This window comes from Candidatus Caldatribacterium saccharofermentans (assembly GCF_050267035.1).
Lineage (GTDB): Bacteria > Atribacterota > Atribacteria > Atribacterales > Caldatribacteriaceae > Caldatribacterium > Caldatribacterium saccharofermentans.
Genome location: NZ_CP187957.1, coordinates 1781542 through 1808149, shown reverse-complemented (window position 1 = coordinate 1808149; position 26608 = coordinate 1781542). Strand labels below are relative to the sequence as shown.

Sequence of the window (26608 nt, the reverse complement as noted above, 5' to 3'; positions counted from 1 at the left end):
GGTCAGTACTCCTCTGGCATCTTCAAAAGGGTTTCATACGAAAACACCGGTCCGTCCTGACACACGTAATACGGGCCGATATTGCAGCGCCCGCACTTCCCAAGACCACACTTCATTTTCATCTCGAGGGTCGTGATGATATCCCCCGGTGCAAAGCCAAGCTCCCGGAGTGCTTTGATGGTGAACTTTATCATAATCGGGGGGCCGCAGACAATACTCACCCACTTGGTGCACGGGAAGGAGAAAACCTCCCGGAGGACGTTCGGCACAAGCCCCACCCTGCCCTCCCAGGACGCATCGCCTTCATCGACTGTAAGACACAGCGTCAAGTCGTCTCGCTCTTCCCAGCGCTTGAGCTCCCACCGGAAGACAAGGTCCTGAGGTGTGCGGGCACCGTAGAGAATGAAGACATCCCCGAAAGACGAGCGGTGCTCCGGAGAGAGCACGTAGTTGATGAGGGAACGCAGGGGCGCAAGGCCAATCCCCCCACCCACAAAGAGGAGGTGCTTCCCGAGGAGTTCCTCAATCGGAAACCCGTTCCCGTAGGGTCCCCGCAGGCCAACCATATCCCCAGGATTTAAGCGGTGTAGCGCTTGAGTCACCGAGCCGATGCGCTTGATGCTGAACTCAAGGAAAGCCCCCTCGGTGGGGGAGGAGGAGATGGAAAAGGGTGCCTCTCCCACTCCGGGCACGAAAATTCCGGCAAACTGCCCCGGACGGTACACGAAGTGCTCGGGACGTGGAATCCGGAAGGTCTTGATATCCCGGGTCTCCTCGACAATCTCCGCTATGGGGAGAAGGCACGGCGTGTATATTCCTTCACAGGGCACAGGACACCACCCTCTCGACCGCTTCCCGAATATCCCAGTTGACCGGACACAGCGCCACACATCGCCCGCACCCCACACAGCCAAATACACCTTTCCGGAGGGGATGGTACGAGAACTTGTGGAGGATTCTCTGGCGAACCCGCTGCATGGGGTGAGATCTCGGGTTGTGGGAAGAAGCGTGGAGCGTGAACTTCGGGAACATGCAGCTATCCCAGGTCCGGATCATCGCCCCCCGGAGCCTCCCTTCAAGCGCCAGGTCAAAGCAGAAGCACGTCGGGCACAGAAACGTACAGGCCCCGCAGTTCAGGCACCCCCAGGCAATATCCTCCCAGATGTCACGTCCAAAGGCCTCGTAGAGGTACTCCGGGGTCTTTTCGGGGAAGGGTGGGGGAGCGGTCTTCCCAAGGTCTGCCACAAGTGCTTCGAGTTCCTCCTTCTCGCTGGATGCAAGGGGCCGCCCTGACAGTCCCTCACCCTCAAAGTACACCCCAGAGGACAGCGGCAGGGCGAAGAAATCCGCACCTTCCCGGGAAAGTGGATGCCCCCCGACTCTTGTGCAGAAACAGGTGGCCTCAAAAAAGGTGCACCCCAAAGCGCCGAGGAAGAGGTTCTTGCGCCGTGTTGCATAGTGCGGGTCCTGAGGAGCATTCCCGAGAAAAACGGCGTCAAGAACATCGGTAACGGCTTTCACTTCACAGGGAGCGGCAAGAAGGAGAACAGGTGTACCCTCCGGGGGGAGGGGATGCACGTTCCACGTCCTCTTTGCCCAGAAGAACCGGTACAGCGCTTCCCGCTGGGGAAGGAGAATGGTCTTAGGGGTGGGAACAGCGGGAAAGGGAAGGCGAAAACGCCTGGCCACCACCTCCGTCACAAAAGTCTTCCCACGACTCAACCACTCAAGGAAAGCCTCACGGGTGACTACCACACCGTTACCGGATAAACGCATTGGGGTCATCCTCCCGGTACGTCACAAAAGGTGCCGGGGCTGCGACGTCCACCCCAGCCTCAAAGGCAAAGTGCTCCCGCACGGTGTCGGAAACAGCAAGGAACATCGTGGCAATCGGTATCCCGAGGGGGCATGCCCGCTCGCAGGCTCCGCACTCGACACAGCGCCCGGCAAGGTGCATCGCCCGTCCCAGGTGGAAGACGAAGTTATCCCGGAGCGTTGGGGAAGGATGGAGGAACGAGGGTTTGTGGCTTTCGGCAAAGCACTCCTTGCAGTAGCACATGGGACAGGCGTTGCGGCAGGCGTAGCAGCGGATGCACCGGGAGAGTTCCTTCCGGAAGAATTCCCACCGCTTTTCTTCGGGGAGACTCCGGAGTTCTCTCAGGGTATCCTCCTGGGGAAGCGACGGCACCTCACTGTCTTCAATGAGGATATCGTACACAAGAGGACTGCGATAGCGGCAGCGCCGGCATGAAGCGTCAAGGAACGATCCAAGGGGGTACGCCACACCCCGAATCACGATTTCCTCGCCCCTGAAGCTCACCTCGTGTTCCTGAAGGTCCTCCCATTCAGCGAGTTTCCTCGTATCCACCATGCCCGGACAGGGCACACCGAGGATGAGAAGGTTCTCCCGGCGCAGCCGGTTCTCCCTCACAAGCGCCACACAGGCCCGGCCATCACACCCCTTGGCCACGATGGCAACGCGCTCAATCCCTCGCGGAAGACAAAGGAGGTACCGCGCCAGGTTCAGGCCGCAGAAGGGGGTGAAGATGAGCTCCTCAACCTCACAGGGGTCCCGAAAAAGATACGGTCGGGTGCGGAAGGGGAGCGAGCCCTTCCGGTACCCGAGAACCCCCTGGACTTTATTCTCCTCAAGGAGCTTGCGGGCAGTGTCACGGAGCGTCACAGGTGCTTTCCCCCTCACGCAGTGGATTTGGACCAAGGCTTCGCACTGCCTCAGTAACTGCTTTGACCACATCGGCAAAGCGCTGTCCTTCGGACGCTGAGACCCAGGAAAAATGCACCCGGTCCCTGAGACCAAGAAAGACCAGAAGCTCATGGAGCACGAGGAACTTCCTCCGGGCAAAGTAGTTCCCGCTCAGGTAGTGGCAGTCCCCGGGATGGCATCCGGAGACGAGCACCCCATCGGCCCCTTCCCGGAGGGCCTTCAGAATGTACAGAGGGTCAACACTCCCTGAACACGGTACTCGCACAACCCGGATATTCGGGGGGTACTGAATCCGGCTCACTCCGGCAAGGTCTGCCCCTGCGTAACTGCACCAGTGACAGAGAAAGGCCACAATTTTAGGTTCCCATGGAGAGTTCATAGAGGTACTCCACCTCGGAGAGAATCGCCTCTTGAGTGAAACCATACACTCTGATTGCTCCGCTGCGGCAGGTCGCACTGCACAGCCCGCATCCTTTGCACAGGGCCTGATTGACCCGTGCCACACCCTTTTCCCAATCCACGGCAATTGCCCGGTACTGGCATACCCGCTCACAGTCCCCACAGGCCACGCACTTCTTCTCATCCACCGAGGCAATCTGGGCCTCGGCAAGGAGAACGTCTTTACTGAGGACGGTCATGAGGCGGGCGACCGCAGCCTTTGCCTGAAGGATGCTCTCTTCGGCGAGCTTCGGCCCATGGGCGAGCCCGCAGACGTAAATGCCCTCCGTTGCAAAGTCCACCGGGCGGAGCTTCACGTGGGCCTCGAGGAAAAACCCGTCCTGGGTGAGGGGAACCTTGAGGAGCCTGGCAAGAGCCGGGGCATCCTCATGGGGCACGATGCCTGTACTGAGGACCACAAGGTCCGCACAGAGGGTGACGCCTTTCCCAAGGAGAGGGTCGACAAAGCGCACAAGAAGCCCCTCGTCCCCCTCCTCCACCGCAGGCATTGCCTCATCCCCAAACCGCACGAAGAGAACGCCCTTTTCCCGGGCTTTCGTGTAGTACCGCTCATAGAGGCCGTACGTCCGCATATCTCTGTAGAGCACCACGACTTCCGTGCCCGGGGAAATCTCCTTGAGGCGCAGGGCGTTTTTCACCGCCTGGATGCAGCACACCCGGCTGCAGTAAGGATGCTCTGCATTCCGGGAACCCACGCACTGGATCATGACCACCCGCCCCGGGGGCGAGAAGGTCCCTGCGTGGATACCGGCTTCAAGCTCCCTCTGGGTGAGGACCCTCGGGTCCCTGCCATAGAGGAACGCTCCATCCGGGGGACGGTACTCCCTACCGCCCGTGGCAACGATGATGCCCCCGTGCTTCAGGGTGTGGAGGGTTCCTCTCTCGCACACAACGCTCTCGAAGTTCCCCACAAAGCCGTTGACCTCAAGGACGCTGCTCTCAAGGAAAACCGTAATCCTCGGGTTTTCGGCAATCTCTCTTTTGAGTTTCTCCCGAAGCTTCTCAAGGTCTTTCCCTTCAACGGTGTACGGGGGGCTCTGTCCTCCAAGGTCCTTTTCCCGTTCCACAAGGTACACTGAAACACCCTGCCGCGCCGCCTCCAGGGCAGCGGTCATCCCCGAAAGCCCCCCGCCGATGACCAGAACCCCTTTCTCCACAGGAACGGGAATAGGGGCAAGGGGCTCAAGGAGAGCGGCCTTCGCCACTGCCATCGCCACGAGGTCTTTCGCCTTCTCGGTGGCCTCTTCCTTCTTCTCCTGGTGGACCCAGGAACACTGGTCACGGATATTGGCCATCACGAAAAGGTAAGGGTTGAGACCCGCTTCCTTCAGGGTTTCCCGGAAGAGGGGCTCGTGTGTTCTTGGAGAGCAGGAAGCCACCACGACCCGGTTGAGCCCAAGTTCCTGAATCTTCGCCTTGATGCGCTCCTGAGTGTCCTGGGAACAGGTGTACAGGTTCTCCTCAGCGAACACCACTCCGGGGAGGTTCTGTGCCCACTCCACCACCGCTTTTGTGTCCACAACTCCGGCGATGTTGATCCCGCAGCGGCACACGAAGACCCCGATTCGAAGCGGCGAAGCGGTGACATCCCGCTCCGGAGGATAGGTCTTTTCCCGAACAAGGCGAAAGCGAGACGGGGTAAGGAACGACCCGACCTCAGACGCCACGGCACTTGCCTCGACCACCGTTCCCGGAATGTCTTTGGGACCGGCAAGGCTCCCGCACACGAAGATTCCCGGCCGGACCTCCCGCGTCCCAAAGTCGGCAAAGTACGGGAAACCTTCGCCGTCAAGGGTCACACCACAGCGGGCAAGGCGCTCTTTCTCCTCGTCCGGGACACAGAGTCCCACAGAGAGCACCACAAGGTCAAAGGTTTCGCTTTGTTTTTTCCCGCCTTCGTCAACGTAGAAGACCACCGGGTCGCCGTCGCCAGAAGCAGTAATGTGGCTCACCCGTCCCCGGACAAAGTGGATCCCTGAGGCCTTTGCCCGCTCGTAGTACCTCTCGAAATCCTTCCCGAAGGCCCGCATGTCGATGAGGAAAACGGTGACCTCGAGGGGAACATCCCCTCCCGCAGGGGCAGGCGCACAGCAGGACATTTCCCCTTCCACCCGGAGGTGTTCCATGGCAACAAGCGCCTCTTTGATGGCGTACATGCAGCACACCGAGGAACAGTAGGAACCGCCCCGCTCCCGATCCCGGGAGCCCACACACTGCACGAAGGCGATTTTCCGTGGAACCTTTCCGTCAGAGGGCCGGACGACTTTCCCCTTTGTGGGACCGGAAGCGCTGAGGATTCGCTCAAAGTCAAGGCTTGTGATGACGTTGGGGTACTTCCGGTACCCGAGTTCTCGAAGGCGCTTCGCCGGATCGAACACCTCAGTCCCGGTGGCGTAGACGATGGCTCCCACCCTGAGCTCTCGCAAGCGCACCTCATCCTCGTGGCGTATGGCGTTCCTCTTGCACGCTTCAATACACCTCAGGCACTCCGCACACCCACCACAGGAGAGACACCTCTGTGCCTCATCCCGGGCTTCTTGCTCAGTGTATCCGGAAACCACCTCAGCAAATCCTGTGATCCGCTTGGACACCTCAAGCTTCCTTGGGGGTTCCCCAGGGTTTTTCCGTTCCCCCCAGGGGATGGCAAGCGGAGCAGGCGAAAGGCGCTGCTCTTCAAAGGGCACTCCCCGAAGGTACGCATCGATGGCGTACGCAGCCCGCTTTCCGTGGGCAATGGCCTCAACAAGGGTCGCCGGCCCAAGGACGAGATCCCCTCCGGCGAACACCCCAGGAAGGGAGGTCGCAAGATTCCTCCCCACCTTCACCGTCCCCCATGGGGTGAGCTCGAGACCTTCCTTTTCGGGAACGACCACCTTCTGGCCTGTCGCCACAATGTAGAGGTCCGCAGAGACGGTGAACTCGCTCCCCGGGACGATTTCGGGCCGCCGCCTCCCCGACTCGTCCGGAGCACAGAGCCTGACCCCGGCCATCTCGAGGAGGAGTTTCCCGTTGACCTCAACGAAACGCTTCGGTGCGGCACAGAAGACGAACTCCACGCCCTCTTCCTTTGCCTCCTCGACCTCTTCCGGGCGAGCAGGCATCTCGTCGAAGGAACGGCGGTAGTACACGGTGACTTCTTTTGCCCCCTGACGGAGGGCAGTCCGGGCACAGTCAATGGCCACGTTCCCTCCACCAATCACGGCAATACGCTCGGCCCTGGGAACGTCTTCGCAACGGTGGCAGCGAAGGAGGTACGCCAGGCCGTCGAGGACCTGGGAATGGTCCTCCCCTTCAATCCCGAGCCTTGCGCCCTTCCAGGCCCCACAGGCAAGGTACACCGCAGAAAACCCCCGGGCAAAGAGGTCCTGGAGGAGGAAATCCCTTCCCCAGGCGGTGTTGCAGCGAATATCCACCCCAAGCTCCTGCAACGCCCGGATGTCCCATTCCACCACATCCCGGGGAAGGCGATACGGAGGAATGCCGAAACGCATCATGCCTCCAGGGTGACTTTGCGCTTCAAAGACCACCACCTGGTACCCAAGAAGACGCAAAAAATACGCGCAGCTCAGGCCACTCGGTCCTGCACCGACAACCGCAATCTTCTCAGAACGTTCTCTCCGGGCTTCCGGAAGGAGCGCTTTGCCAAGACCGCGCTCGAAATCGGCAAGAAACCGCTTGAGGTACGGGATACGGAGCGGCGCATCGAGCATGCCCCGCTGGCAGTGTTCCATGCAGGGGTGGTGGCAGGCCCGGCCACAGATTCCCGGGAAGGGGTTGTCCATCCGGACGACCCGGAGGGCTTCTTCAAAGCGCCCCTCCCGGATAAGGGCGATGTACCCCTGCGCTTTTTGCTCAAGAGGACAGGCTGCCTGGCAATTGGGAGTTCCCCGCTTCTCAATCTGAAAAGCCCCGGGGAACGCCTGAGGAAAGAGGCGGAAGATGGCCTTTCTTGTGCTCAACCCCCCCTCAAAGTCGTTGGGGAGGTTGACCGGGCAGGCATTCGCACAGTCACCACAGCCGGTACAGGAAGCCACGTCCACGTACCGGGGATTTTCCCGAACGGTTACGGTGAAGTTCCCCGCCTCTCCCGAGACGTTCACCACTTCCGCAAGGGTGAGCACCTCAATGTTGAGGTGGCGACCGCATTCGACGAGTTTGGGAGAGAGAATGCACATGGCACAGTCGTTCGTGGGGAATGTTTTATCAAGACGCGCCATGAGTCCCCCGATGCTTGCGGACTTCTCAACGAGGTACACGAAGAACCCCGCCTCCGCAAGGTCAAGGGCAACTTCAATGCCTCCAATGCCCCCTCCCACGACCAGGACTGCCCCGAAAGGCTCAGGTGTTCTCCCCATGCCTTCCTCCCTCCAGGCGCTCTTTCCAGAGGTCCTCGTACTCCGGGAAGGTGAAGGCTCTTTTCTCCCACAGGGAAGCGATGACATCCCGGCGAAGCCTCTGCGTCCGGGAATCGAGGTCCTCGATGATGCGCTTCCATGTCAAAGGCACATGACCCTCTTCAACCGCCATTTCCCGGAGAACCTGAAGGACGTTGGCGAACTCCACCCCCTGCGGGCAGTGAGCCACACAGCGGAAGCAGGCCGCACACATCCAGATGGTCCGGGACGCAAGAACGCTCCGGTCCCCAAGGAGCACCTGGTGGATGATCCGGCGAGGGTTGAATTCCTCCTCGACTTCCGCTACTGGGCACGTCGCCGTGCACACCCCGCAGGAAAAACAGAGGAAAAGCCCCTCCCCTCCCGGGCGGTGGGCAACCTCGTACCGGAAGGACATATCATACACCTTCGCCACCTCCCTGACCTGGACGGGGGAAAAGACCCGAGGCCCGAACAATCTCGGGAACAATACTCTCCCAGGCTACCGCCATAATGTGGACACCCCGCACTCCCTCAATCCCTCGAAGGGCAGCAATGGTTTCAACGGCAATGCGCACCCCCTCTTCTTTCGGATCCCGGGCGTTTCGCATCCGCTCCTCAACCCAGGCCGGGATGACCATTCCCGGGACCTCGTCCTTCATGTAGCGGAGGGCCTGGAGTGACTTGAGGGGAATAATCCCGGCAAGAATGTGGACCTTCTCGTGGAGCCTCAGGCGGCGGACCTCCTCCATCCACCGGGAAAAAAGCTCAAGGTCGAACACCGCCTGGGTCTGAATGAACTGGGCTCCAGCCTCCACCTTTTTGGCAAGACGAAACACCCGAAACTCCAGGGGATCTGCAAAGGGATTCTCACCGGCCCCCAGGAAGGCCCGGACTTCCCCTTTCACCTTTTCACCGTTTGCAAACACGCCCTCATCCCGAATCTTTCGAAAGATACCAAGAAGCTGCACCGAGTCGATGTCAAAAACGCTCCGTGCCTCGGGATGGTTGCCGAGACTCTGATGGTCTCCGGTGAGGCAGAGGAAGTTCTCAATGCCAAGAGCGCAGGCTCCGAGGAAATCGCTCTGGAGGGCGATACGGTTCCTGTCCCGGCAGGTGAGTTGCATCACCGGCTCAAGACCTGCCTCACGCACGATGAGGCAACTCGCAAAACTCGAAAGGCGGACGATGGCCGTCTGATTGTCGGTGATGTTCACCGCATCCACAAAACCTCGAATCTGGGCACACTTCTTCACTATGCTTTCCCGATCAACCCCCTTGGGGGGACCGACCTCGGCCGTCACCACAAAGACTCCCCGTTCCAGGAGTTCCCGGAGCACACTCACCGCCTGACGTCCTCCCGAACAATCTTCCTCTGGGCCCCAAAGCGTGAGGGCCCCCAGTTCTTGGGGGGCTGGACTACGAGAAGCTCCTCAAGCCTCCCAAGGGCTTTCATCCGGTCGTAGATGAGTTGCCACGCACAGTCCCGATCCGGCCGGACCTCGCACCGGCCATCCTTCGATCCTCCACAGGGGCCATTCAAGAGATTTTTGGCGCAGCGAGCCACAGGACAAATACCCCCAAAGCGGTGCACGATGCACTCTCCGCAGCCGATACACCGCTCCTCCCACACCCCCTGCGCAAGCGGTGCCCCCATGAAGCTGGTATTGAGACCGGGGAGAACGGGAATACCCGGGAAAACCTCACTCAGCGTCTGCACCCCCACCCCGCAGGCAAGAGAGAGCACCGCCTGGAACGCCGGGACTTTCTCCCGGAGTGGCATAAGGAATTCCCGCTCGCACTGCCGCTCAACCGAAGCGGCCTCTGCCGCAAAACCTTTGAGCCGAAGCAGTGCCACCATTTCCCGGGCCTCCTTTTCCCCTCCGGCAAGGCACACCGTAACGCAGGCCCCACACCCGAGCACCAGAACCTCCCGGTAGGGGGAGAGGCTTTCCAGGATTTCCCTGAGGGGTTTCCGCTCACCGACGATCACACAACCACCCTCACTTTGAGCTCTCCAAGACGATTGGGGTTTGCGAAGACACAGAGAACCCTTTTGGGGATTTCGGCTTCCTCAAGGAGCCGGGAAACCCTCGCCACCCGCTTTTCCGCAAGGACGCTCCCCCACTCATTCCGGCAACTCGCGGGGGGACAGCCCACAAGAAGGAGCGTATCACACCGAAGGAGGATCCCGAGGATGGTCTCCTCATCCACACCCCCAAGGCAGGGCACAGGAAACACCGCCACGATGCGGTCCCAGATTTCCGGTGCCTCCTTCCCCAGAGCACAGAGTGCCGGGAATCCGCTCCGTTCACAACCTATGATTCCCAAGGACACGATGCACCACCTCAAACGTGATGGCTCTCGCCGGACAGAGCCCTGCACATATGCCGCAGCGGGCACACAGCGCTTCATTCACCGCAATGCACCGCTTGAGGTTACCTGAAAGCTCAATGGCTCCGGTGGGACAGCTCCGGAGACACGTCAGGCACAGGGCACAGCGCTCTGCATCAACACGTACCCGCCCCTCTTCCTGAATGCTCCCCTCTTCAAGGTACCGGGAAACGGTCGCTACGAGGTCCTCCACATCCCCCCACGCTACGAAAACCCCGGGAATGTTCGTGGCAAAAGGAAGGAGGTTGGGATTTTCAGGAAGCTCAAGAACGACCTCCCGGTCGCTCAGAAAAACCTTTTCAAAAGGCGGGAGCACACAGGTTTTCCGGTTCACCAGAACGAGCCAGTGGGCTTCACAACGCACAGGGAAGAGGTCTTTTTCCGGAGTGTACGTGACGACCACCCGACGCATATCCAGGCTTGGCGAAAGGGAAACCCGAGAGAGGGGGAGCTTCTCAAAGAGCACTCCCGCTTCCCGGGCTCTCCGGAATGCCTCCTCAAACCCCTCATGGGCCACAAACACCTCCTCGGCGAGCACCAAAACCTGCGCACCCTGAGGAGGCAAAGAAGCCAGGGTAAAAATCCTCTCCCAGTCCTCCGGATACGGGTGCGGGGAAGGGACAAGGAGGACCACACACATTTTCCGGAGGGACGAAAGCCCAAGGACCTGGGGCAAACGTTCAAGAGCAACGACTCTCCCGGTATCCAGAACCTCCCGGGGGAGCACAACGGGTGGTTCTTCTTGCAGCGAGGGAATGAGGACACACGCTCCCACAGGGATATCGTGCGGCATAACGTGGAAATCCACGCCTTTGCGGGAGAGCGCAAAAGACGGAAAAGAAACGACCGGAACCCGTGCTCTGGCGAATGCCTCACAGAGCCTCCCGTCACCTTCCGGGTAGAGAAGCACCCTCCGGGTTGGGGTCACCCGCCGGGCGGCGACTTCTACCTTCGGAGGCACAAGGGACCGGAGGAAACCCCGCCAGAGCATCCGGCATTTCTCTTCAGGAAGGGCACACACCTCTTCATACGGAAAAACCGCAACCCTCAGGGGATTGACCCCAAGGCGAAGCGCAAGCTCTGCCACCTCGTCCTCTGTGAGGAGGGCATTTCCGAGGACCACGACAAAGGATGAAGGCAAGAGGGCCTTCGTCCTTTCCGGGGTCACAACTTCGTACGAAAAAGCAATCCTCTCGAGTTCTTCAGTCACCCACAGGGGCAAACTCCTGTCACTCCCAAAAAGCGCAACCTGCACCCACCTTACCTCCCAAGAAGCGCTCCGAGCTCCTCTGAAAGCCTCTCCGCTTCACAGATGGTGCTTGTGATGTCCTTTGGTCCTGTAGCCGTCCCGCAGGCAAAGACCCCGTCTTGAGGGTGGGGGACGATGAACCCGCCTTCCCTTTGCGGAAGACGGAAGAGCTCTGCCATCCGCTGTGTCCCGGGTGAGGCCACAAGACCAACCGAAAGCACCACCGCATCGTAGCGCCGCTTCGTGGCTTTCCCGTCCACCTCCACAAAGACCGTCACCCCATCCCCATCCTCTTGAAGGGCAAAGGGCAGGGAACGATACCGGAAGACCGAGTGGGCCGCATCACGGAGGGCTTCCTGTCCGTCCCCAAGGACCTGGAGATCCATGGAGTAAAAATCGATACGCACCTCAGGGAACCGGAACCGGAGGTTTGCCACAAGGCGGAGGGCGTAACGGCAGCAAACCTGTGAGCAGTACCCCAGCCGCTTCCGGGCATTCCGGGACCCCACACACTGCACGAACGCAAGGGAACGGAAAGCAGCAAACTCCTCGAGGTTGCCGCTTTTGAGCCTGCGCTCGAGCTCAAAGCCAGTAAAGATTCGTTCCTTCCTCCCCCAGAGGTACTGGGGGAACTCCTCTACCGGGAAAGGCATCGCACCTGTTGCAAGGACGACCAGGCGGGCGGCAAGTTCTCTACGGTCTGTGGTGATACGGAAGCCTCCTTTTTCCCGAACCACCGCACGTGGGGACTCCCCGGTGATGTTCTCTACTCCAAACCACCCCTTTCGTACAACCTCCGCGGCCCGGCACACACCGCAGCGGAGGCACCGGTCGGTAGCTTTGCAGGAGAGTTCCACTGCAAGGCCCCCCAGAGATGCCTTCTCCTCAAGGAGGAGGACGTCACCCTTCTCCTGAAGGGCAGAGGCCACCGCAAGCCCGGCAATACCTCCGCCGACCACAAGGACGTCAACACGTTCCATCAGAAAAGCCCCACAATCCGCCCTTCCGCATCGATATCTACTTTATTCCCCGCAGGCTCCGAAGGCAAGCCGGGCATGGTCCGAATTTCTCCACAGAGAGGATAAAGGAACCCTGCACCGATGGCTGGACGAATGTCCTTGATCGGGAGCCTGAATCCCCGGGGGCGTCCTTTGAGTCTTGGGTCGTGAGAGAGGGAAAGATGGGTCTTGGCCATGCAGATGGGGAGCCCGTCCCAGCCGAATTCGGTGAAGCGCCTGATTTTCTCCTCCACACCCTCCTCGTACACGACACCGTCGGCCCCGTAAATCTTCGTGGCGATGATTTCGATTTTCTCCTTGATCGGGATATCCAGGGGGTAGAGGAATCGGAAGTTCTTGGGTTCGTCACAGGCCCGAACCACCGCCTCGGCAAGCTCCCTTCCCCCGGCACCGCCTTTCGCCCAGACCTCAGACACCGCACAGGCATAGGCGCCGTTCTCAAGGGCAATCTTCTCAATGGCCCGTATTTCCCGGTCAGTGTCTGTTGCAAAAAGGTTGATGGCCACAACGACCGGAACCCCAAAGAGGCGGGCATTCTCAATCTGCTTCACCAGGTTCTCTGCACCCTGCTCCACCGCAGCGACGTCCTCTTCTGCAAGCGCAGGGTCAAGGGGCTTCCCGGGCACCACTCTGTACTTGCCGCTGTGCATTTTGAGCGCCCGGACCGAGCACACCATGACCACACAGTCGGGAGCAAGGCCACTGTAGCGGCACTTGATGTTCATGAACTTTTCCATGCCGCAGTCCGCACCGAAACCGCTCTCCGTGACCACGTACTCGCTCAGGCGAAGAGCAATCTGGTCAGCGAGAATGGAACTATTCCCGTGGGCAATGTTGGCGAAGGGTCCAGCATGGACAAAACAGGGTGTGTTCTCCAGAGTCTGGAGAAGGTTCGGCTTGATGGCGTCTTTGAGGAGCACCGCCATGGCCCCGGCACACCGTAAATCCTCCGCCGTCACCGGTTTCTTCTCCACGTTGTACCCGATGACAATCCGGCCAAGGCGTTCCCGCAAATCCCGAAGGCCCGTTGTGAGGGCGAGAATGGCCATGACCTCTGAAGCCACGGCGATATCGAAACCCGATTCCCGGGGGATACCGTTCTCTTTGCCTCCAAGGCCAATGACGACTTTCCGCAGTGCCCGGTCGCTCACGTCCACGACCCTCGGCCAGCTTATGGTGAAAGGATCGATGCGCAGGGCGTTCCCGTGGTAGATGTGATTGTCAATGAAGGCAGCCAGGAGGTTGTGGGCGAGGGCCACTGCATGGGTATCACCGGTTAAGTGCAGGTTGAAATCTTCCATGGGGACAACCTGGGAGTAGCCACCACCTGCAGCACCCCCTTTGATACCGAAAACCGGACCCAGGGACGGCTGGCGGATGCAGACAATGCTCTTTTTCCCGATTTTGTTGAGGGCCATGGAGAGACCGATGGTGGTGACGGTTTTCCCCTCCCCAAGGGGTGTGGGGGTGATGGCAGTCACATCGATGTACTTCCCCAGGGGGCGGTCCTTGAGCTTCTCAAGAACCTGAAGGGATACCTTCGCCTTGTACTTCCCGTAGAGCTCAATGTCGTCTTCCTCAAGGCCGAGGTCCCTGGCAATTTCCACGATGGGCTTTAAGTGGGCACTCTGGGCGATTTCAAGGTCTGTCAGCATATTTCCCCCTCCAGTTTTTTTCCAATTTGAATTATAACATAAATAAAGCTGTTAAGTAAAAGGAAGCAGCAAAAAGGGAGGGTATTTCCCTCCCCTTTTCCTCAGTTCAACCCCAGAAGCTCCTTGGCCTTGTCCACCGCTGAGGCCGCATCGGGAGCATAGCCATCGGCACCAACCTCATCGGCGAATTTTTGGGTCACCGGAGCACCACCAACCATGATTTTCACGCTATCCCTGATACCAGCCTCTTTAAAGGCCTTGATGTTCTCCCGAATCTGGATCATGGTGGTGGTCAGGAGGGCCGACATCCCCACAAGCTGGGGTTTGTGCTCGCGCACCGCCTGGATGAACTTCTCAGCCGGGACATCAATCCCAAGGTCGATAATCTCAAATCCTGCCCCTTCCATCATCATGGCTACGAGGTTCTTTCCGATGTCGTGGAGGTCTCCCTTGACCGTTCCGATGACCATCCTGGCGACCGGTTCCACCCCGGTCTCCACGAGCTTGGGTCGCAGAATCTCCATTCCTGCCTTCATGGCCCGGGCAGCAATGAGAACCTCGGGGACGTAGATTTCGTTGGCCTTGAACTTTGCCCCGACTTCGTTCATTCCCTTGATGAGGCCGTCGTTGAGGATTTCCTGGGGAGAAAGGCCTTCGTTCAGAGCCTTCTCCACGAGTTCCGCCACCGCTTTCGCATTCCCCGCAAAGAGCTCCCGGGCAATTTGATCCAGAATCTCCGCCATTCTGAACCCTCCCTCTCCGCCGATTTCTGCGCATATTGTACCAGAGGTACCAGGAGAAATCCATAATCCTCTTTATAAAACTTTGCAAAGAAAACAAAATGCTCTATTATTTGTTTGAGTGAAGAAAGGAGGGAAAAACAATGGACCTTTCCAGCTGGTGTACAGGGAAGCTCGAGAAAACCCCGGGGAAACTCCTCCTTGGGGGATTTCTCGCCGGAGCCTACATCGGTTTTGCCGGACAGATTTTCACGCTTGTCACGCTTTCCCAGGGACTCCCCTGGAGCCTCCGTCAGCTCCTTGGGGGTCTCGTGTTTTCGGTGGGGCTCATCATGGTTGTCCTCGGCAAGGCGGATCTTTTCACCGGAAATTGTCTCCTTGTTACGCACTGCCTCAAGAAGAAAGCCCCTCTTCGAAGGGTGCTTCTGAACTGGACCTTGGTGTACGGGGGGAATCTCCTCGGCGCGGTTTTCCTGGCACTCCTCTACACCGCTTCAGGGCTTCCGGAAGCTCAGGGAGGGATAATCGCCGAAAGAATCATCGCCATTGCCCAGGGGAAAGTGGCCATCACCTTCTCTCAGGGGTTTTTCCGGGGGATACTCTGTAACTGGCTCGTGGACCTCGCGGTACTCTTTGCCATCGCCGCAGGAAACGAGATCGGCGCAATCCTTGCCATTCCAGGACCTATCATGACCTTTGTAGCCCTGGGGTACGAGCACAGCGTGGCCAACATGTACTTTCTCGCTGCAGGGATTTTCCAGGGAGGTTCTGGAATCACCTGGGGAAGGGCTCTCCTCCAGAACCTCCTTCCAGTAACCCTTGGCAATATCGTGGGAGGAAGCGTCCTTGTCGGGGTTCTCTACAGCCTCTTCCTTTAGAAGACCTGCTCGACGGACTTGACTTCAGGGACTTCCTCTTTGAGGATGCGCTCGATGCCGTCTTTGAGGGTAATCATCGCCATGGGGCAGGCACTGCACATACCCTTCAGGCGAACCTTCACCACCCCATCCTCAATATCCACGAGTTCCACATCGCCGCCTTCGTACTGAAGGTATCCCCGGATTTTCTCGAGAGCCTGTTCGACTTTCTCGCGCATGGTTCTCCCTCCACCAGAGTTTTCCCACTACTAACCCCAAACCACTCCACTTATTCCCCGAGCTCTGGATACAGGGGGAAACGTGCACAGAGATCGAGCACCGCTTCGCGGACCCAGGAAAGCACCTCGGGCTTCCCCCGTCCCCTCAGAGTAGCGTCAATGAGCTCGGCAATGTACGCCATTTCCCCTTCTTTCATCCCCCGGGTGGTGCAGGCTGGAGTCCCAAGACGAATGCCGCTTGTCACTGCAGGTTTTTGAGGATCAAAAGGGATAACGTTTTTGTTCACCGTGATGCCTACCCGGTCAAGGAGTGTCTCGGCTTCTTTCCCGGTCAAACCGAAGTTTCGGAGGTCCACAAGGAGGAGGTGAGTATCGGTACCCCCTGAGACCAGACGATACCCCCGTTCCTGCAGGGCTTTCGCCAGTGCCTGGGCATTCGCTACCACCTGCCTCTGGTAGGCGGCAAACTCAGGAGCCTGTGCCTCCTTCAGTGCCACGGCTTTCGCTGCAATGACATGCATGAGGGGGCCACCCTGAATCCCAGGAAAGAGAGCCTTGTCGATAGCCTGGGCAAACTCCTTTGTACACAGGACAATCCCTCCCCGGGGACCCCGGAGGGTCTTGTGGGTCGTCGTGGTCACAAAGTGGGCATAGGGCACAGGATTCGGGTGGATCCCAGCGGCCACAAGCCCGGCAAAATGCGCCATATCCACCATGAGGTACGCCCCAACTCTGTCACAAATCGCCCGCATCCGCGCAAAATCGATGACCCGGGGATAGGCACTCCCTCCGGCCACGATGAGTTTTGGGCGAACCTCAAGGGCTTGCCGTTCCAGGGCGTCGTAATCAATGGTCTCCGTTTCCGGGCTTACCCCGTAAGGGACAAAGCGGTACAGCATTCCCGAGAAATTCACCCGGCTCCCATGGGTGAGGTGCCCCCCGTGGGCGAGGTCCATCCCCATGACCACATCCCCGGGTTGAAGCACCGCAAAGTACACGGCCATGTTCGCCTGGGACCCAGAATGGGGCTGGACATTGGCGTGTTCCGCACCGAAGAGGGCCTTCGCTCGCTCAATGGCCAAGGTCTCCGCCTCATCCACACACTCACATCCCCCGTAGTATCGCCGCCCCGGGTACCCCTCAGCGTACTTGTTCGTGAGCGGCGAGCCCTGAGCCTCCATGACGGCAAGGCTTGTGAAGTTCTCGGAGGCAATGAGCTCCAGCGTATTCCGTTCCCGCTCAAGCTCTGCCACGATACAGCGGTAGACCTCAGGGTCTTTGTCTCTGAGATACTCCCACATACCTCATCTCACGCCTTTTCGAAGGATCCGTATTTTTTGAAGTAATTCACAAGCCCTCCTTCCCGGAGGATGTCAATCATGACCTGGGGGAGAGGAGGAACGGAGAGAGTAATGCCTTTCGTGAGATTCACAACTTCACCTTTCTCGAGGTCCACCGTAACCTCGTCACCGTTTTCGATCTTGTCGGTATCGCACTCCACCACAAAGAGCCCGCAGTTGATAGCGTTGCGGAAGAAAATCCGGGCAAAGGACTTCGCCAGTACCCCTCTGATACCACAGGCAAGAAGGGCTCTCGGAGCCTGTTCCCGGGAAGAACCACAGCCAAAGTTCTTCCCCGCAGCGATGAAATCCCCAGGCCGGACTTTTTGGGCAAACTCTGGGTCAAGGTCTTCCATAACGTGTCTGGCCAGTTCCTGCATATCGAGGGTTTTGAATTTGTACTTCCCGGAAATGATGTAGTCCGTGTTGATGTCATCACCGAACTTGTGCACCCGTCCAGTCAAGCGCATAGCTCTCACCCCAGGTATTTTCTCGGATCCGCAATCTCCCCCTCAACGGCCGAGGCCGCCACCGTCGCAGGAGAGGCAAGGTAAATCGATGCCTCCCGGTTCCCCATCCGCCCCCGGAAGTTCCGGTTGGCCGTAGAGATAACGTTCCAGCCGTCTCCGGGAATCCCCTGGTGCGTCCCCACGCAAGGGCCGCATCCCGGGGGAACAAAAACGCCTCCTGCCTCCACGATATCCCGCACCCATCCCCTCTCAAGGGCAACGAGGAAGGCTTCCTTCGAAGCCGGTGCAACAATGAGCCGCACCTCAGGATGCACCTTTCGACCCCGGAGAATCTTCGCCACCACTTCAAGGTCGGTAATTCTCCCATTGGTGCAGGTCCCTACAAAGGCCTCACGAATAGGAATGCCCAGGGCCTCGGTAATGGGTCTAACGTTGTCGACCCGGTGCGGAAAGGCAACCTGCGGTACAAGACCAGAGCAATCAATGTCCAGGGTCCTTGCGTACACCGCGTCAGGGTCAGGAAGCACCACCTCGAAGGGGCGGTTGGTACGTTCCTTCACCCACTTTATAGTCTTCTCATCAGGGGGAACCATCCCCGCCTTGGCACCCACCTCCACCGCCATGTTGGTGAGGGTCGCCCGTTCCTCCACACTCAAACGCTCCACCACCGGCCCATGAAACTCAATTGCCTGGTACGTTGCCCCATCAGCTCCAAGGAGCGCTGCAATACGCAGGATAACGTCCTTGGCAAACACTCCCAGGGGGAGTTCCCCAGAAAGTCTGATACAGAGGCTTTCTGGAACCTTAAACCAGAGTTTTCCGGTCATCATCACCACGGCAAGCTCTGTGCTTCCAATCCCCGTGGAAAACGCCCCAATGGCCCCGTAGGTGCAGGTGTGGGAATCGGCCCCCACGACAAGATCCCCCGGGACCACAAGGCCCCGGCTCATCATGAGTTCATGACAGACTCCTTCCCCCACCTCAAACACCCGGATGCCGAATTTCCGGGCAAAGGAACGCATGAGGTCGTGCAGGCGGGAGACCGACTCTAAGGGGCTTGGGGCATTGTGGTCAATGACGAAGACGATCCTGTCCGGGCGGAACACCGACTTTCCGTTCATCTCCTCAAAAGACTGGATAGCCAGAGGGGTGGTGCCATCCTGACCCATGGCCCAGTCCACCGGCACAACCACGATGTCTCCAGGGCGAACAGGCCTGCCTGCTTTCTTTTCGAAGATTTTTTCGGCCATTGTCTTCCCCATGCTACTTCCCCGCTTCCCTTGACGTAGTGTTGGCAACATAATACATTACGGGAAAAAGGAAAGTCAACGAGAGGAGGAAGCCCCTTGACACCCCAGGAAGAAGTTGCGCGGATTGTGCAGTGGATGCGGGAGAAAGTTCTTGAAGCCCGTGCCAGGGGCCTTGTTTTCGGTATGAGCGGAGGTATTGACTCCTCTGTGGTGGCGGTTCTTGCAAAAAAAGCCCTTGGAGAAAACGTCCTGGGTCTTGTCATGCCCTGTTACAGCGACCCAGCAGACCTCGAGGACGCCCGGGAGGTCGCTGAGCAGTTCTCCATCCCCTACCGGATTATCCCTCTTGAAAAACCCTTTGATACACTCCTTGAGGTCCTGGGAGAAGAAAAAGCAGCGAAGTCCCTTCCTCAAGCCAACCTCAAACCGAGACTGCGGATGTGCGTGCTGTACTTTTTCGCCAACACTCTGAACTACCTCGTCTGTGGCTCCAGTAACCGCAGCGAGCTCACCGTGGGGTACTTCACCAAATACGGGGATGGCGGCGTGGATATTGCTCCCCTGGCTCACCTCACAAAACGCAAGGTCCGGGAAATCGCCGCATTCCTGGGAATCCCAGAGCACATCATCGCGAAACCCCCCTCTGCGGGTCTCTGGCCCGGTCAGACCGACGAGGGAGAAATGGGCCTGACGTATGAGATTCTTGACCGCTTCATTGAAGAGGGAGAGGTCGAAGAACCCTACCGCTCAAAGATTCTCTCCATGGTTCGGCAGAGCACCCACAAAAGGCGACTTCCCTCAATGCTCCTCTCGAAAGAGGAGTTTCCGTTTTCTGGCCAGGAACTCTAAGAGTTCCTCCCGGCCAAAAGTGTTGAGGACATCCTCCTTCCGAAGCCAGGCCCGTCTTGCCTGGGCTACACCATAGCGCATGTACTCTAAGGATCCCGGATCGTGGGCATCAGTGGAAATCACAATCTTTATGCCTTCCTGGGCGGCTTTCCGGGCATCCACATCGCGGAGATCCAAGCGCTCAGGCTGGGCATTGAGCTCCAAAGAGGTGTGGGTGGCCTTTGCCATGGCAAAGAGAACATCGCAGTTGACCTCGTACGCCTCGCGCTTGCCGATGATTCGCCCCGTGGGGTGGCTTATAATCTGAACGTAGGGGTTCTTCATGGCGAGCTCCAGACGCTTCAGAATCTTTTCTTCCTTCTGGGTGAGCCCGGAGTGGAGGCCAGCCACCACCACCTCAAGGAGGGCAAGCTCCTTATCAGGGAAATCTAAAGACCCGTCGCTCAGGATGTTGGCCTCAACACCATTGAGGACCAGAAGCTCCGGGTGACGTTCATTCCAGCGCCGGATTTCCTTTTCCCGCTCGTGGATTTCCTCTGGGGTGAGCCCTGAGGCAACGGCCAGAGACTGGGTGTGGTCGCAGATGGCAAGGTACTGATACCCCCGCGCCAAGGCTGCCTGGGCCATCTCCTCGATGGAGGCCACACCGTCACTCCAGTGGGAGTGAACGTGGAGATCCCCCCGAATATCCTTCATATCCACAAGCACGGGGAGCTTTTTCTCCAGAGCACACTCAATTTCTCCCTGGTCCTCCCGAAGTTCTGGAGGAATCCACTCCATCCCCAGGATCTCGTAGATATCTTCCTCCCGTTCCCCTCCCACCCGCTCATTGGTGTCCAGACGGAAAATCCCGTACTCGTTCACCTTGAAGCCCTTTTTCAGAGCAATTTCCCGGAGTTTAATGTTGTGGGCCTTGGAACCGGTAAAGTACTGCAGGGCCGCTCCGAAACACTCTTCCTCCACCACACGCACATCCACCTGGATGCCCTCATGGGTCACAATACTCGACTTCGTATCGCCTTTTGCCAGGACTTCCCGAACCTGGGGCAGGGCAACAAAAACGTCCATGATGCGTTGAGGACGGGAAGACGCCACCAGGATGTCAATGTCCCCTATGGTTTCTTTCATGCGACGGATGCTCCCCGCAGGGCTGATTTTCTCCACCCCCGTTCTCTCCCGAAGAAGCGCCACAATACTCTCCACAAGGGGCAGGGCTTGTCCAAGGAGCATGCGACCGGTTTTGCGCCGGAACATCTCAAGACCCCGGGCAATCTTCTCCTCGCTCTTTGCGCCAAGGCGAGGGAGGTTGCGGAGTTTTTTCTCCTGGATTGCCCTCTCAAGGTCCTCAGGAGTTTTTATCCCCAGTTGCTCATAGAGAAGCCTGGCGATTTTGGGTCCCACCCCGGGAATCTCCGTGAGCTCGATGAGTTCGGGAGGGATTTCCCTTGTCAGCTCCTCGTAATAGGTCATTTTTCCTGTGGCAAGGTACTCAGCGATTTTGCTGGCAATGCTCTGACCGATACCCGGGATGTCCCCAAGTCTCCCGCTCTTCCAGACTTCTTCAATGGGCTCCGGCCAGTTCTCTATCCGCCGGGCAGCCTCCTCATACGCCACCACCCGGAAGCGACTCTCTCCCTTGATATCAAGAAGCACCGAGATATCATGGAGAATTTTGGCCACTTCCTGATTCCGCATCTCTTCTTCCCCCTTCCCTCTTCCACGGTACTATGCTATCATGGACCCCAAATGAAAGCAAAGGTGCTCATCCTTCCCCTGTTACTTCTGGGGTTACTCTTTGGTGGTGGAAGAGGGAAGAGCGAACCCGGACTCAGTGTTCCTGAGCGACTCCACTTTCTCTTCATCGAGACCCTCCTTCGTTCACCCATTCGCCTCAGCGTTCGGGAGAACATTGTGCAGAGCCTTAAGAGGGGCTGTCCCCTCTCAGACCATCTGGTACTCCTCTTCCTGGAACGCCTTGAGGGAAACCCCCGGGAACGGTGGTTCTTCCTTCGCCTCCTTGAAGAGTTTGCACCCACATCGCCAGTCCGGTTCCCTGCTGCCCTGGTCTGCGCACAAAAATCCCGAAAAGAAGGGAAAATCGGTGAGGCATTCGCCTTTGCCCTTGAGGCTCTGCGCCTTGCCGAAGCGGAAGAGGAGAAGCTCACCGCCTTTCAAGAGCTTTTCACTCTCCTTGAGGAAGAGCATCACCACCTTGAGGCGGCCTTCCTCTTGCAAAAGATGTACCGGGATTTCCGCGATCAGACTTTCCTTGAAACCCGAAGGGCTCTTGAGCCTCTTCTTTCGGGGCTTTCTCCTGACCCCCTCACAGTTTCTGCCCGTCTCCTCTTTGCCGAGTTTTTCCTGAGCCTGGGATTCCTGCAAGACGCCGAGCGCTTCCTGAACACCCTTAAGGAAAAGACTCTCCCCCCACCTTTAGACGACACGTTCTGGCTTCTCCAGGCCCGTCTCTTCCTGCGAAAAGGGGACCTCAAGGCTTTGGAAAAACTCCTTGAGGGGAGGAAAGACACTGAGGACGTGCTCTTTTTCCGGGGTGTCCTCGCCCAGCGAAAGGGTATGCACCGTGAGGCCATCCGCTTCTTCGACCGGCTCCTTGGTGAATACCCAAAGAGCAAGTACCTCCTGACCGCCCTTCAGAACCTGGCCACTTCTTACAGTGCTCTGAAGGATGACGAACAACGCATCGCCACCCTGAGGAGGGCAACAATGCTTTTCCCGCAAAACGGGGCACTCCTCTTTAACCTTTTCTGGGCCCTGTACCAGAAAAAGGACAAAGACGGTGCTTTAGAAGTCCTTGGGCGGCTTGCCGCTCTCTCTGAGTGGCGAAACCAGGCGCTCTTCTGGAAATTCAAGGTCACCGGAGATACCGCTCCTCTTGCCGCGATTCTTGCAGAATCCCGCCTTGACTACTACTATGTCCGGGCAACCGAGATTCTGGGGTTCTCCTCACCTTTTGTGGAGCAAAGCCCGCCTCCTCTAGGCCTTTCCCGGGACCTTGAAATGCACTGGGCAAAATACCGGTTTTTCTCTTCTCTCAGGCTTTTCAACCATGCTGAGATTGAACTCCTGTTCCTTCTCCGGAAAAACCCCCAGGATACCCTGCTCCTCCTTGAGTGTGCCGGGCTTTTCGCCCAAAGGGGGATGTACCGGAAGAGCCTGCGGTTTGCTTTCCGCCTTCTCCCGGAAAGGGGACACATTCCGGACTTTGCCGGGAAAAGCTACTACCCGCGTTTCTTTTTCAAAGATATCGAGGAGCTCGCCCAGCAACAAAACCCTCCCCTTGACCCCTACCTCGTCCTTGCCCTGGTTCACGCAGAGAGCGCTTTTGACCCCCAGGCAGTTTCTCTGGCCGGGGCCTTAGGACTCACTCAGGTTCTCCCCTCAACCGGAGCATGGGTTGTTGAAAAGGGATGGGTGAACCCAAGAAAAGATGGCGATATCACCGCTCTCCTTCTTGAGCCCCGGGAAAACCTCGCTATCGGTATGGCCTACCTCGCCTACCTCCTGCGGAAGTTTGAAGGGGACCTTCTCCTTGCCCTTTGCGGGTACAATGCCGGTCCGGGGAGAGCCGAACGCTGGAAGGAGGAACTCCCCCAGGACCGGGATGCATTCATTGAATCTATTCCCTTTGCTGAAACTCGAAACTACGTGAAAAAGGTTCTCACGAACTACTTTGCGTACTCCGTACTGTATCGGGGCGTCAGTCCATTCCCAGGTACTTCTTAAACTCCCTGATTTCCTCCTCCCCATCCACAATACCGATTTCCAGGGTGATCCTCCGGGTTTCTCCAGGCTTCAGGAAAACGAGTCTTCCTTCTTCCCGCTCCTTCTTCCTCCCCAGAGGGAAGCAGTTGCCGGGTTCCATCCCCACGACGTACTCACCCTCACCCATCATCTTCCATTCCGTGAAGTAGGGGAGTTCTTTTGTATCGAACTTCACATAGACACCGAGCTTCAACCGTTCATTGAGAAGCAGCGAGGCCCCAAAACCATCGTCTAAGGTCTTGGGGTAGTGGAGGTACACCTTTTCAAAGTACCCTTTCTGAGGCGCGTGGAAACGGAACCATTCCTCTTTCCCCTCTTCGGCCCAGTGGTCTCGAGGGATGGTTCTTGCCGCCGGAAGCAGGAGAACACTTCCCTCGTCAAGAAGAGGATACCCGATGTTGATATGGTAGAGCATCATGAAGGGGCTCTCGATGAACCCCTCATTGGTCACCTGATCCTCAATGTGGATGGTCTTTTCCCCCAGACGACTCCAGATTTTCCTCGCAAGCACCAGCTTTTCGCCAAAGACGATGGCCTCCCGAATCTTCCCCTGAACCCACATGAAGTACTCATCTCCCTGCCAGGCACCGTCGGCGTACACGTTTCCTGCCGGAAGGTACGAGGCCCGGCCGTGGAGTCCCAGCTCCTCCTCTTCAAGGCGGTGAACCAAGGTTGAAGTGTCCCGGCACGGTGCTCCGGCGTACGACAGCCCACAGGTATTCATGAGCCCTCCGTGGAACCCCCGGAGCCACCCAAATCCCTCTGGCTCAAAGAGGAAGGGTGAGAGGTTTTGTGTTGCTGACCTCCAGCCGATGTTCACGCCCTTGTACGTCGTCCAGGCGATGTCCATCCCCCGGTCAAGGAGAACCGTATAGAAAAGGCCACCCCCTGTGTTCACCTCAGCGACCCGCACACCCCGTTCAAGGCCATCAAGGAGCTCGGCAACCCGTACCCCTCCAAGCTGTGAGATGTTTCCGACTCTCCGGAGAATCTCCTCTCGTGTCATCTGCCTCCCCAGAATCACTGCCATGACCTATTCCCCCTTCATCCTTCGAAAGAATGGAAAAACGTCATTCGTTTTCCGCTCCTGAAAAGTCGCCCGTTTCTGGGACTCTCGGAGAAATGCGGGAATATCAATATCGTCATCAATGATGATGCGGCTTTCAATTCCCTCCTCGTCCTTTCCTCCCGCCAGGGAAAGAAGCTCTTCCTCATGCCCTTCCGCTTCAAAACGGGTGGCAATAACGGTCACCACGATTTCGTTCGAGAGCGTCTCATCCACCTTGCATCCCCAGAGGATGTCGGTTTCTGTCCCCGTCTCCGCGGTGACGAAGTTCACAATCTCGGTGACCTCGTTGAGAGTCATATCAGGACCACCGGTAACGTTGAGGATGATCGAGCGGGCACCCTTTACTGAAATCTCAAGGAGAGGGCTGTTAATAGCCTCTTCCACCGCTTGTCTCGCCTTCTCCCGTCCCCGACCGTTGCCGATACCAATGAGCACCATTCCGGCACCACTCAGGACCGTCCGCAAATCCGCAAGGTCAAGGTTGATGTCCTGAGGCGAGGTAATGAGGTCCGTGATACCCCGCACTGCCTGGTAGAGAACGTGGTCCGCTACCTTAAAGGCCTCTTGAAGCGAGGTGTCTTTTTTGGCCACCTGGAGGAGGCGCTCGTTAGGGATAACAATGAGTGCATCAACCACTTCCTGGAGCTTCTTGATACCTTCCTCCGCCTGGCTCCTCCGGCGGGACCCTTCGAAATTGAAGGGCTTGGTCACCACGCCAAGGGTCAACGCTCCGGCCTCCTTTGCCAGTGAAGCAATCACCGGAGCCGCACCCGTTCCAGTCCCCCCGCCCATGCAGGCGGCAATGAATACCAAATCCGCATCTTCAACCACCTGGAGGAGCTTGTCCCGGTCCTGCTTGGCCGCTTCTTCCCCAATGCGTGGGTCTCCCCCGGTTCCCAGGCCCCTTGTGAGGTTGAAGCCAATCTGCACCTTCTCCGGAGCCAGGGACCGCTTGAGGGACTGCACATCGGTGTTGACCGCCACAAGGTCTACCCCGTCGAGGCCTTCCTCAATCATATGGTTGATGGCGTTGTTGCCTCCCCCGCCAACACCGATGACTTTAATTGTTGCCACCCGGTCTTCGACCTTTCGTTCTCTGGGTTTTTCTGCAGGCTTTTTTGTGGACTTTCCACCTGTGGGGGACTTGGGAGGAGAGAGGGCAACATCGACATCTTCAGAGTCCTCAATGCCCTTCGTCGTGTCCCGGATGAGCTCTCTCTTGAAATCAAGTCTTTCGGAAAAGCCTCTTTTTAGGCTTTTCTTTTTCAAGACGAATCACCTCTTTCGCCAGAGCAAGGTAATTCTGTGCCCCTGTGGACGTGGGCTCGTACTCAATCACCGGCACACCATGGCTTGTCGCCTCAGCGAGCGCAATATTGCGATGAATAATGGTCTCAAACATCCGGTCCCCAAAGTACTCCCGAACCTCCTCGATGACCTCCCGGTAGAGATTGGTCCTCGTGTCAGCAATGGTGATGAGCACGTATACTTCAGGATCGTGTTTCAGGTTCTCCCGCATGAGCTCCAGGGTCTCCATGAACTCTTCAATTCCCCGCAGGGCGAAATAGTGGGGCTGGATGGTGATAATCACCTCACGGCAGGCCTTGAGGGCATTGATGGTGAGGATACCGAGGGACGGAGGACAGTCAATAAGGATATAGTCAAAGGGGAGATTGGCCCGCTGAATGCTGTTATTCAAAAAATCTTCTCGCCCGAGTTTGTCAATGAGGCGGTACTCTGCCCCCGCCAGGTCGATGTTCGCCGGGGCCAGGTAGAGATTGGGAGTCCGCGTGGGCACAATAACGTCTTTGAGTTCAAGACGGTAAGGGCTCCGCGGAGGCTCGAGGACGTTCAGAATGGTTTTGTCGAACTCGTTGGGCTCAAACCCAAGACCCAGCGTCGAATGCGCTTGAGGGTCCATATCGATAATGAGCACCTGTCGAGCATGATACGCCAGTGACGCTCCCAGATTAATGCACGTTGTGGTCTTCGCCACCCCTCCTTTTTGGTTAGCAATGGCAATAATTCTCATAAGTCCTCCCCAAACACTGAAAAACCGTACCCCGCCTCGAATCCTTTTGAGCTTCTTAAGGTTTTCTTTTTAATGATAGCACATCCTCAGGGGATTGGAAGACCC

The 26608-nt window shown here is 57.9% G+C and carries 24 protein-coding genes; 3 read left to right on the top strand and 21 right to left on the bottom strand.

All coding sequences use genetic code 11. From position 1 onward, the window contains the following. Positions 1 to 2: 2 nt before the first annotated feature. From ACPT9Q_RS09240 to ACPT9Q_RS09180, 13 genes are all read right to left on the bottom strand, one after another. On the bottom strand, positions 3 to 830 hold the full coding sequence (locus ACPT9Q_RS09240) for an FAD/NAD(P)-binding protein (protein WP_427365646.1): 828 nt from the start codon (positions 828 to 830) through the stop codon (positions 3 to 5). Then, positions 820 to 1776, bottom strand: a complete 957-nt coding sequence (locus tag ACPT9Q_RS09235) for a 4Fe-4S dicluster domain-containing protein (protein ID WP_427365645.1) — start codon at positions 1774 to 1776, stop codon at positions 820 to 822. The genes ACPT9Q_RS09240 and ACPT9Q_RS09235 overlap by 11 nt, the downstream gene beginning before the upstream one ends. Further along, a complete protein-coding gene (locus tag ACPT9Q_RS09230) occupies positions 1760 to 2683 on the bottom strand; it encodes a 4Fe-4S dicluster domain-containing protein (RefSeq protein WP_427365644.1) in 924 nt (307 codons plus the stop codon). Before ACPT9Q_RS09230 ends, ACPT9Q_RS09235 begins: the two co-directional genes overlap by 17 nt. Next, the gene (locus tag ACPT9Q_RS09225; RefSeq protein ID WP_017872480.1) at positions 2670 to 3104 is read right to left on the bottom strand and encodes a hydrogenase iron-sulfur subunit; all 435 of its coding nucleotides are present in this window, start codon (positions 3102 to 3104) and stop codon (positions 2670 to 2672) included. Before ACPT9Q_RS09225 ends, ACPT9Q_RS09230 begins: the two co-directional genes overlap by 14 nt. Then, entirely contained in the window at positions 3082 to 7539 is a 4458-nt protein-coding gene (locus ACPT9Q_RS09220; protein WP_427365643.1) for an FAD-dependent oxidoreductase, read from the bottom strand. Before ACPT9Q_RS09220 ends, ACPT9Q_RS09225 begins: the two co-directional genes overlap by 23 nt. Continuing rightward, positions 7523 to 7993 carry a 4Fe-4S dicluster domain-containing protein gene (locus ACPT9Q_RS09215; RefSeq protein ID WP_427365642.1) on the bottom strand — a complete coding sequence of 157 codons (471 nt, stop codon included), beginning with the start codon at positions 7991 to 7993 and terminating at the stop codon, positions 7523 to 7525. Before ACPT9Q_RS09215 ends, ACPT9Q_RS09220 begins: the two co-directional genes overlap by 17 nt. Then, a complete protein-coding gene (locus tag ACPT9Q_RS09210) occupies positions 7977 to 8903 on the bottom strand; it encodes a methylenetetrahydrofolate reductase (protein ID WP_017873388.1) in 927 nt (308 codons plus the stop codon). The genes ACPT9Q_RS09215 and ACPT9Q_RS09210 overlap by 17 nt, the downstream gene beginning before the upstream one ends. Then, complete coding sequence (locus ACPT9Q_RS09205; protein ID WP_427365641.1) at positions 8900 to 9550, bottom strand: methylenetetrahydrofolate reductase C-terminal domain-containing protein; 651 nt, start codon at positions 9548 to 9550, stop codon at positions 8900 to 8902. The genes ACPT9Q_RS09210 and ACPT9Q_RS09205 overlap by 4 nt, the downstream gene beginning before the upstream one ends. Continuing rightward, positions 9547 to 9894, bottom strand: coding sequence for a hydrogenase iron-sulfur subunit (locus ACPT9Q_RS09200; RefSeq protein ID WP_427365640.1), 348 nt, complete (start codon positions 9892 to 9894; stop codon positions 9547 to 9549). The genes ACPT9Q_RS09205 and ACPT9Q_RS09200 overlap by 4 nt, the downstream gene beginning before the upstream one ends. Further along, the gene (locus ACPT9Q_RS09195) at positions 9869 to 11206 is read right to left on the bottom strand and encodes a 4Fe-4S binding protein (protein ID WP_427365639.1); all 1338 of its coding nucleotides are present in this window, start codon (positions 11204 to 11206) and stop codon (positions 9869 to 9871) included. Before ACPT9Q_RS09195 ends, ACPT9Q_RS09200 begins: the two co-directional genes overlap by 26 nt. A gap of 5 nt (positions 11207 to 11211) precedes the next feature. After that, a complete protein-coding gene (locus ACPT9Q_RS09190) occupies positions 11212 to 12180 on the bottom strand; it encodes an FAD-dependent oxidoreductase (RefSeq protein WP_427365638.1) in 969 nt (322 codons plus the stop codon). Continuing rightward, a complete protein-coding gene (locus tag ACPT9Q_RS09185) occupies positions 12180 to 13874 on the bottom strand; it encodes a formate--tetrahydrofolate ligase (RefSeq protein ID WP_427365637.1) in 1695 nt (564 codons plus the stop codon). The genes ACPT9Q_RS09190 and ACPT9Q_RS09185 overlap by 1 nt, the downstream gene beginning before the upstream one ends. A 101-nt stretch (positions 13875 to 13975) precedes the next feature. Then, positions 13976 to 14617: a corrinoid protein gene (locus tag ACPT9Q_RS09180; protein ID WP_427365636.1), complete on the bottom strand. Its 642-nt coding sequence runs from the start codon at positions 14615 to 14617 to the stop codon at positions 13976 to 13978. Positions 14618 to 14757: 140 nt separating this feature from the next. Between ACPT9Q_RS09180 and ACPT9Q_RS09175 the strand changes: the two genes are divergently transcribed. After that, the gene (locus ACPT9Q_RS09175) at positions 14758 to 15492 is read left to right on the top strand and encodes a formate/nitrite transporter family protein (RefSeq protein WP_017873381.1); all 735 of its coding nucleotides are present in this window, start codon (positions 14758 to 14760) and stop codon (positions 15490 to 15492) included. Here ACPT9Q_RS09175 and ACPT9Q_RS09170 read toward each other — a convergent pair. Genes ACPT9Q_RS09170 through ACPT9Q_RS09155 form a run of 4 tightly spaced genes read right to left on the bottom strand, consistent with a single transcriptional unit; the run spans position 15489 to position 18782 of the window. Further along, positions 15489 to 15710, bottom strand: a complete 222-nt coding sequence (locus tag ACPT9Q_RS09170) for a NifU family protein (protein WP_427365635.1) — start codon at positions 15708 to 15710, stop codon at positions 15489 to 15491. The two genes, ACPT9Q_RS09175 and ACPT9Q_RS09170, sit on opposite strands and share 4 nt — an antisense overlap. A gap of 50 nt (positions 15711 to 15760) precedes the next feature. After that, complete coding sequence (glyA, locus tag ACPT9Q_RS09165) at positions 15761 to 17011, bottom strand: serine hydroxymethyltransferase (protein ID WP_427365634.1); 1251 nt, start codon at positions 17009 to 17011, stop codon at positions 15761 to 15763. A gap of 8 nt (positions 17012 to 17019) precedes the next feature. After that, positions 17020 to 17520 carry a 3-isopropylmalate dehydratase gene (locus ACPT9Q_RS09160; protein WP_026137313.1) on the bottom strand — a complete coding sequence of 167 codons (501 nt, stop codon included), beginning with the start codon at positions 17518 to 17520 and terminating at the stop codon, positions 17020 to 17022. A 5-nt stretch (positions 17521 to 17525) separates the two neighbouring features. Beyond that, positions 17526 to 18782: a 3-isopropylmalate dehydratase large subunit gene (locus tag ACPT9Q_RS09155; protein ID WP_427365633.1), complete on the bottom strand. Its 1257-nt coding sequence runs from the start codon at positions 18780 to 18782 to the stop codon at positions 17526 to 17528. A gap of 84 nt (positions 18783 to 18866) precedes the next feature. Between ACPT9Q_RS09155 and nadE the strand changes: the two genes are divergently transcribed. Beyond that, positions 18867 to 19619, top strand: a complete 753-nt coding sequence (gene nadE, locus ACPT9Q_RS09150) for an NAD(+) synthase (protein WP_427365632.1) — start codon at positions 18867 to 18869, stop codon at positions 19617 to 19619. Here the strand turns inward: nadE and polX are convergent. Next, a complete protein-coding gene (gene polX, locus ACPT9Q_RS09145; RefSeq protein WP_427365631.1) occupies positions 19569 to 21314 on the bottom strand; it encodes a DNA polymerase/3'-5' exonuclease PolX in 1746 nt (581 codons plus the stop codon). The genes nadE and polX overlap by 51 nt on opposite strands. A 51-nt stretch (positions 21315 to 21365) precedes the next feature. Between polX and ACPT9Q_RS09140 the strand changes: the two genes are divergently transcribed. Next, entirely contained in the window at positions 21366 to 23363 is a 1998-nt protein-coding gene (locus ACPT9Q_RS09140; RefSeq protein ID WP_427365630.1) for a transglycosylase SLT domain-containing protein, read from the top strand. Here ACPT9Q_RS09140 and ACPT9Q_RS09135 read toward each other — a convergent pair. From ACPT9Q_RS09135 to ACPT9Q_RS09125, 3 genes are read right to left on the bottom strand one after another with little or no spacing between them, the layout of a single operon-like run. After that, a complete protein-coding gene (locus tag ACPT9Q_RS09135; protein ID WP_427365629.1) occupies positions 23338 to 24432 on the bottom strand; it encodes an aldose 1-epimerase family protein in 1095 nt (364 codons plus the stop codon). The two genes, ACPT9Q_RS09140 and ACPT9Q_RS09135, sit on opposite strands and share 26 nt — an antisense overlap. 3 nt (positions 24433 to 24435) lie before the next feature. Beyond that, on the bottom strand, positions 24436 to 25740 hold the full coding sequence (gene ftsZ / locus ACPT9Q_RS09130; protein ID WP_017873148.1) for a cell division protein FtsZ: 1305 nt from the start codon (positions 25738 to 25740) through the stop codon (positions 24436 to 24438). Beyond that, positions 25697 to 26503, bottom strand: coding sequence for an AAA family ATPase (locus ACPT9Q_RS09125; protein ID WP_017873147.1), 807 nt, complete (start codon positions 26501 to 26503; stop codon positions 25697 to 25699). The genes ftsZ and ACPT9Q_RS09125 overlap by 44 nt, the downstream gene beginning before the upstream one ends. Positions 26504 to 26608: the final 105 nt, after the last annotated feature.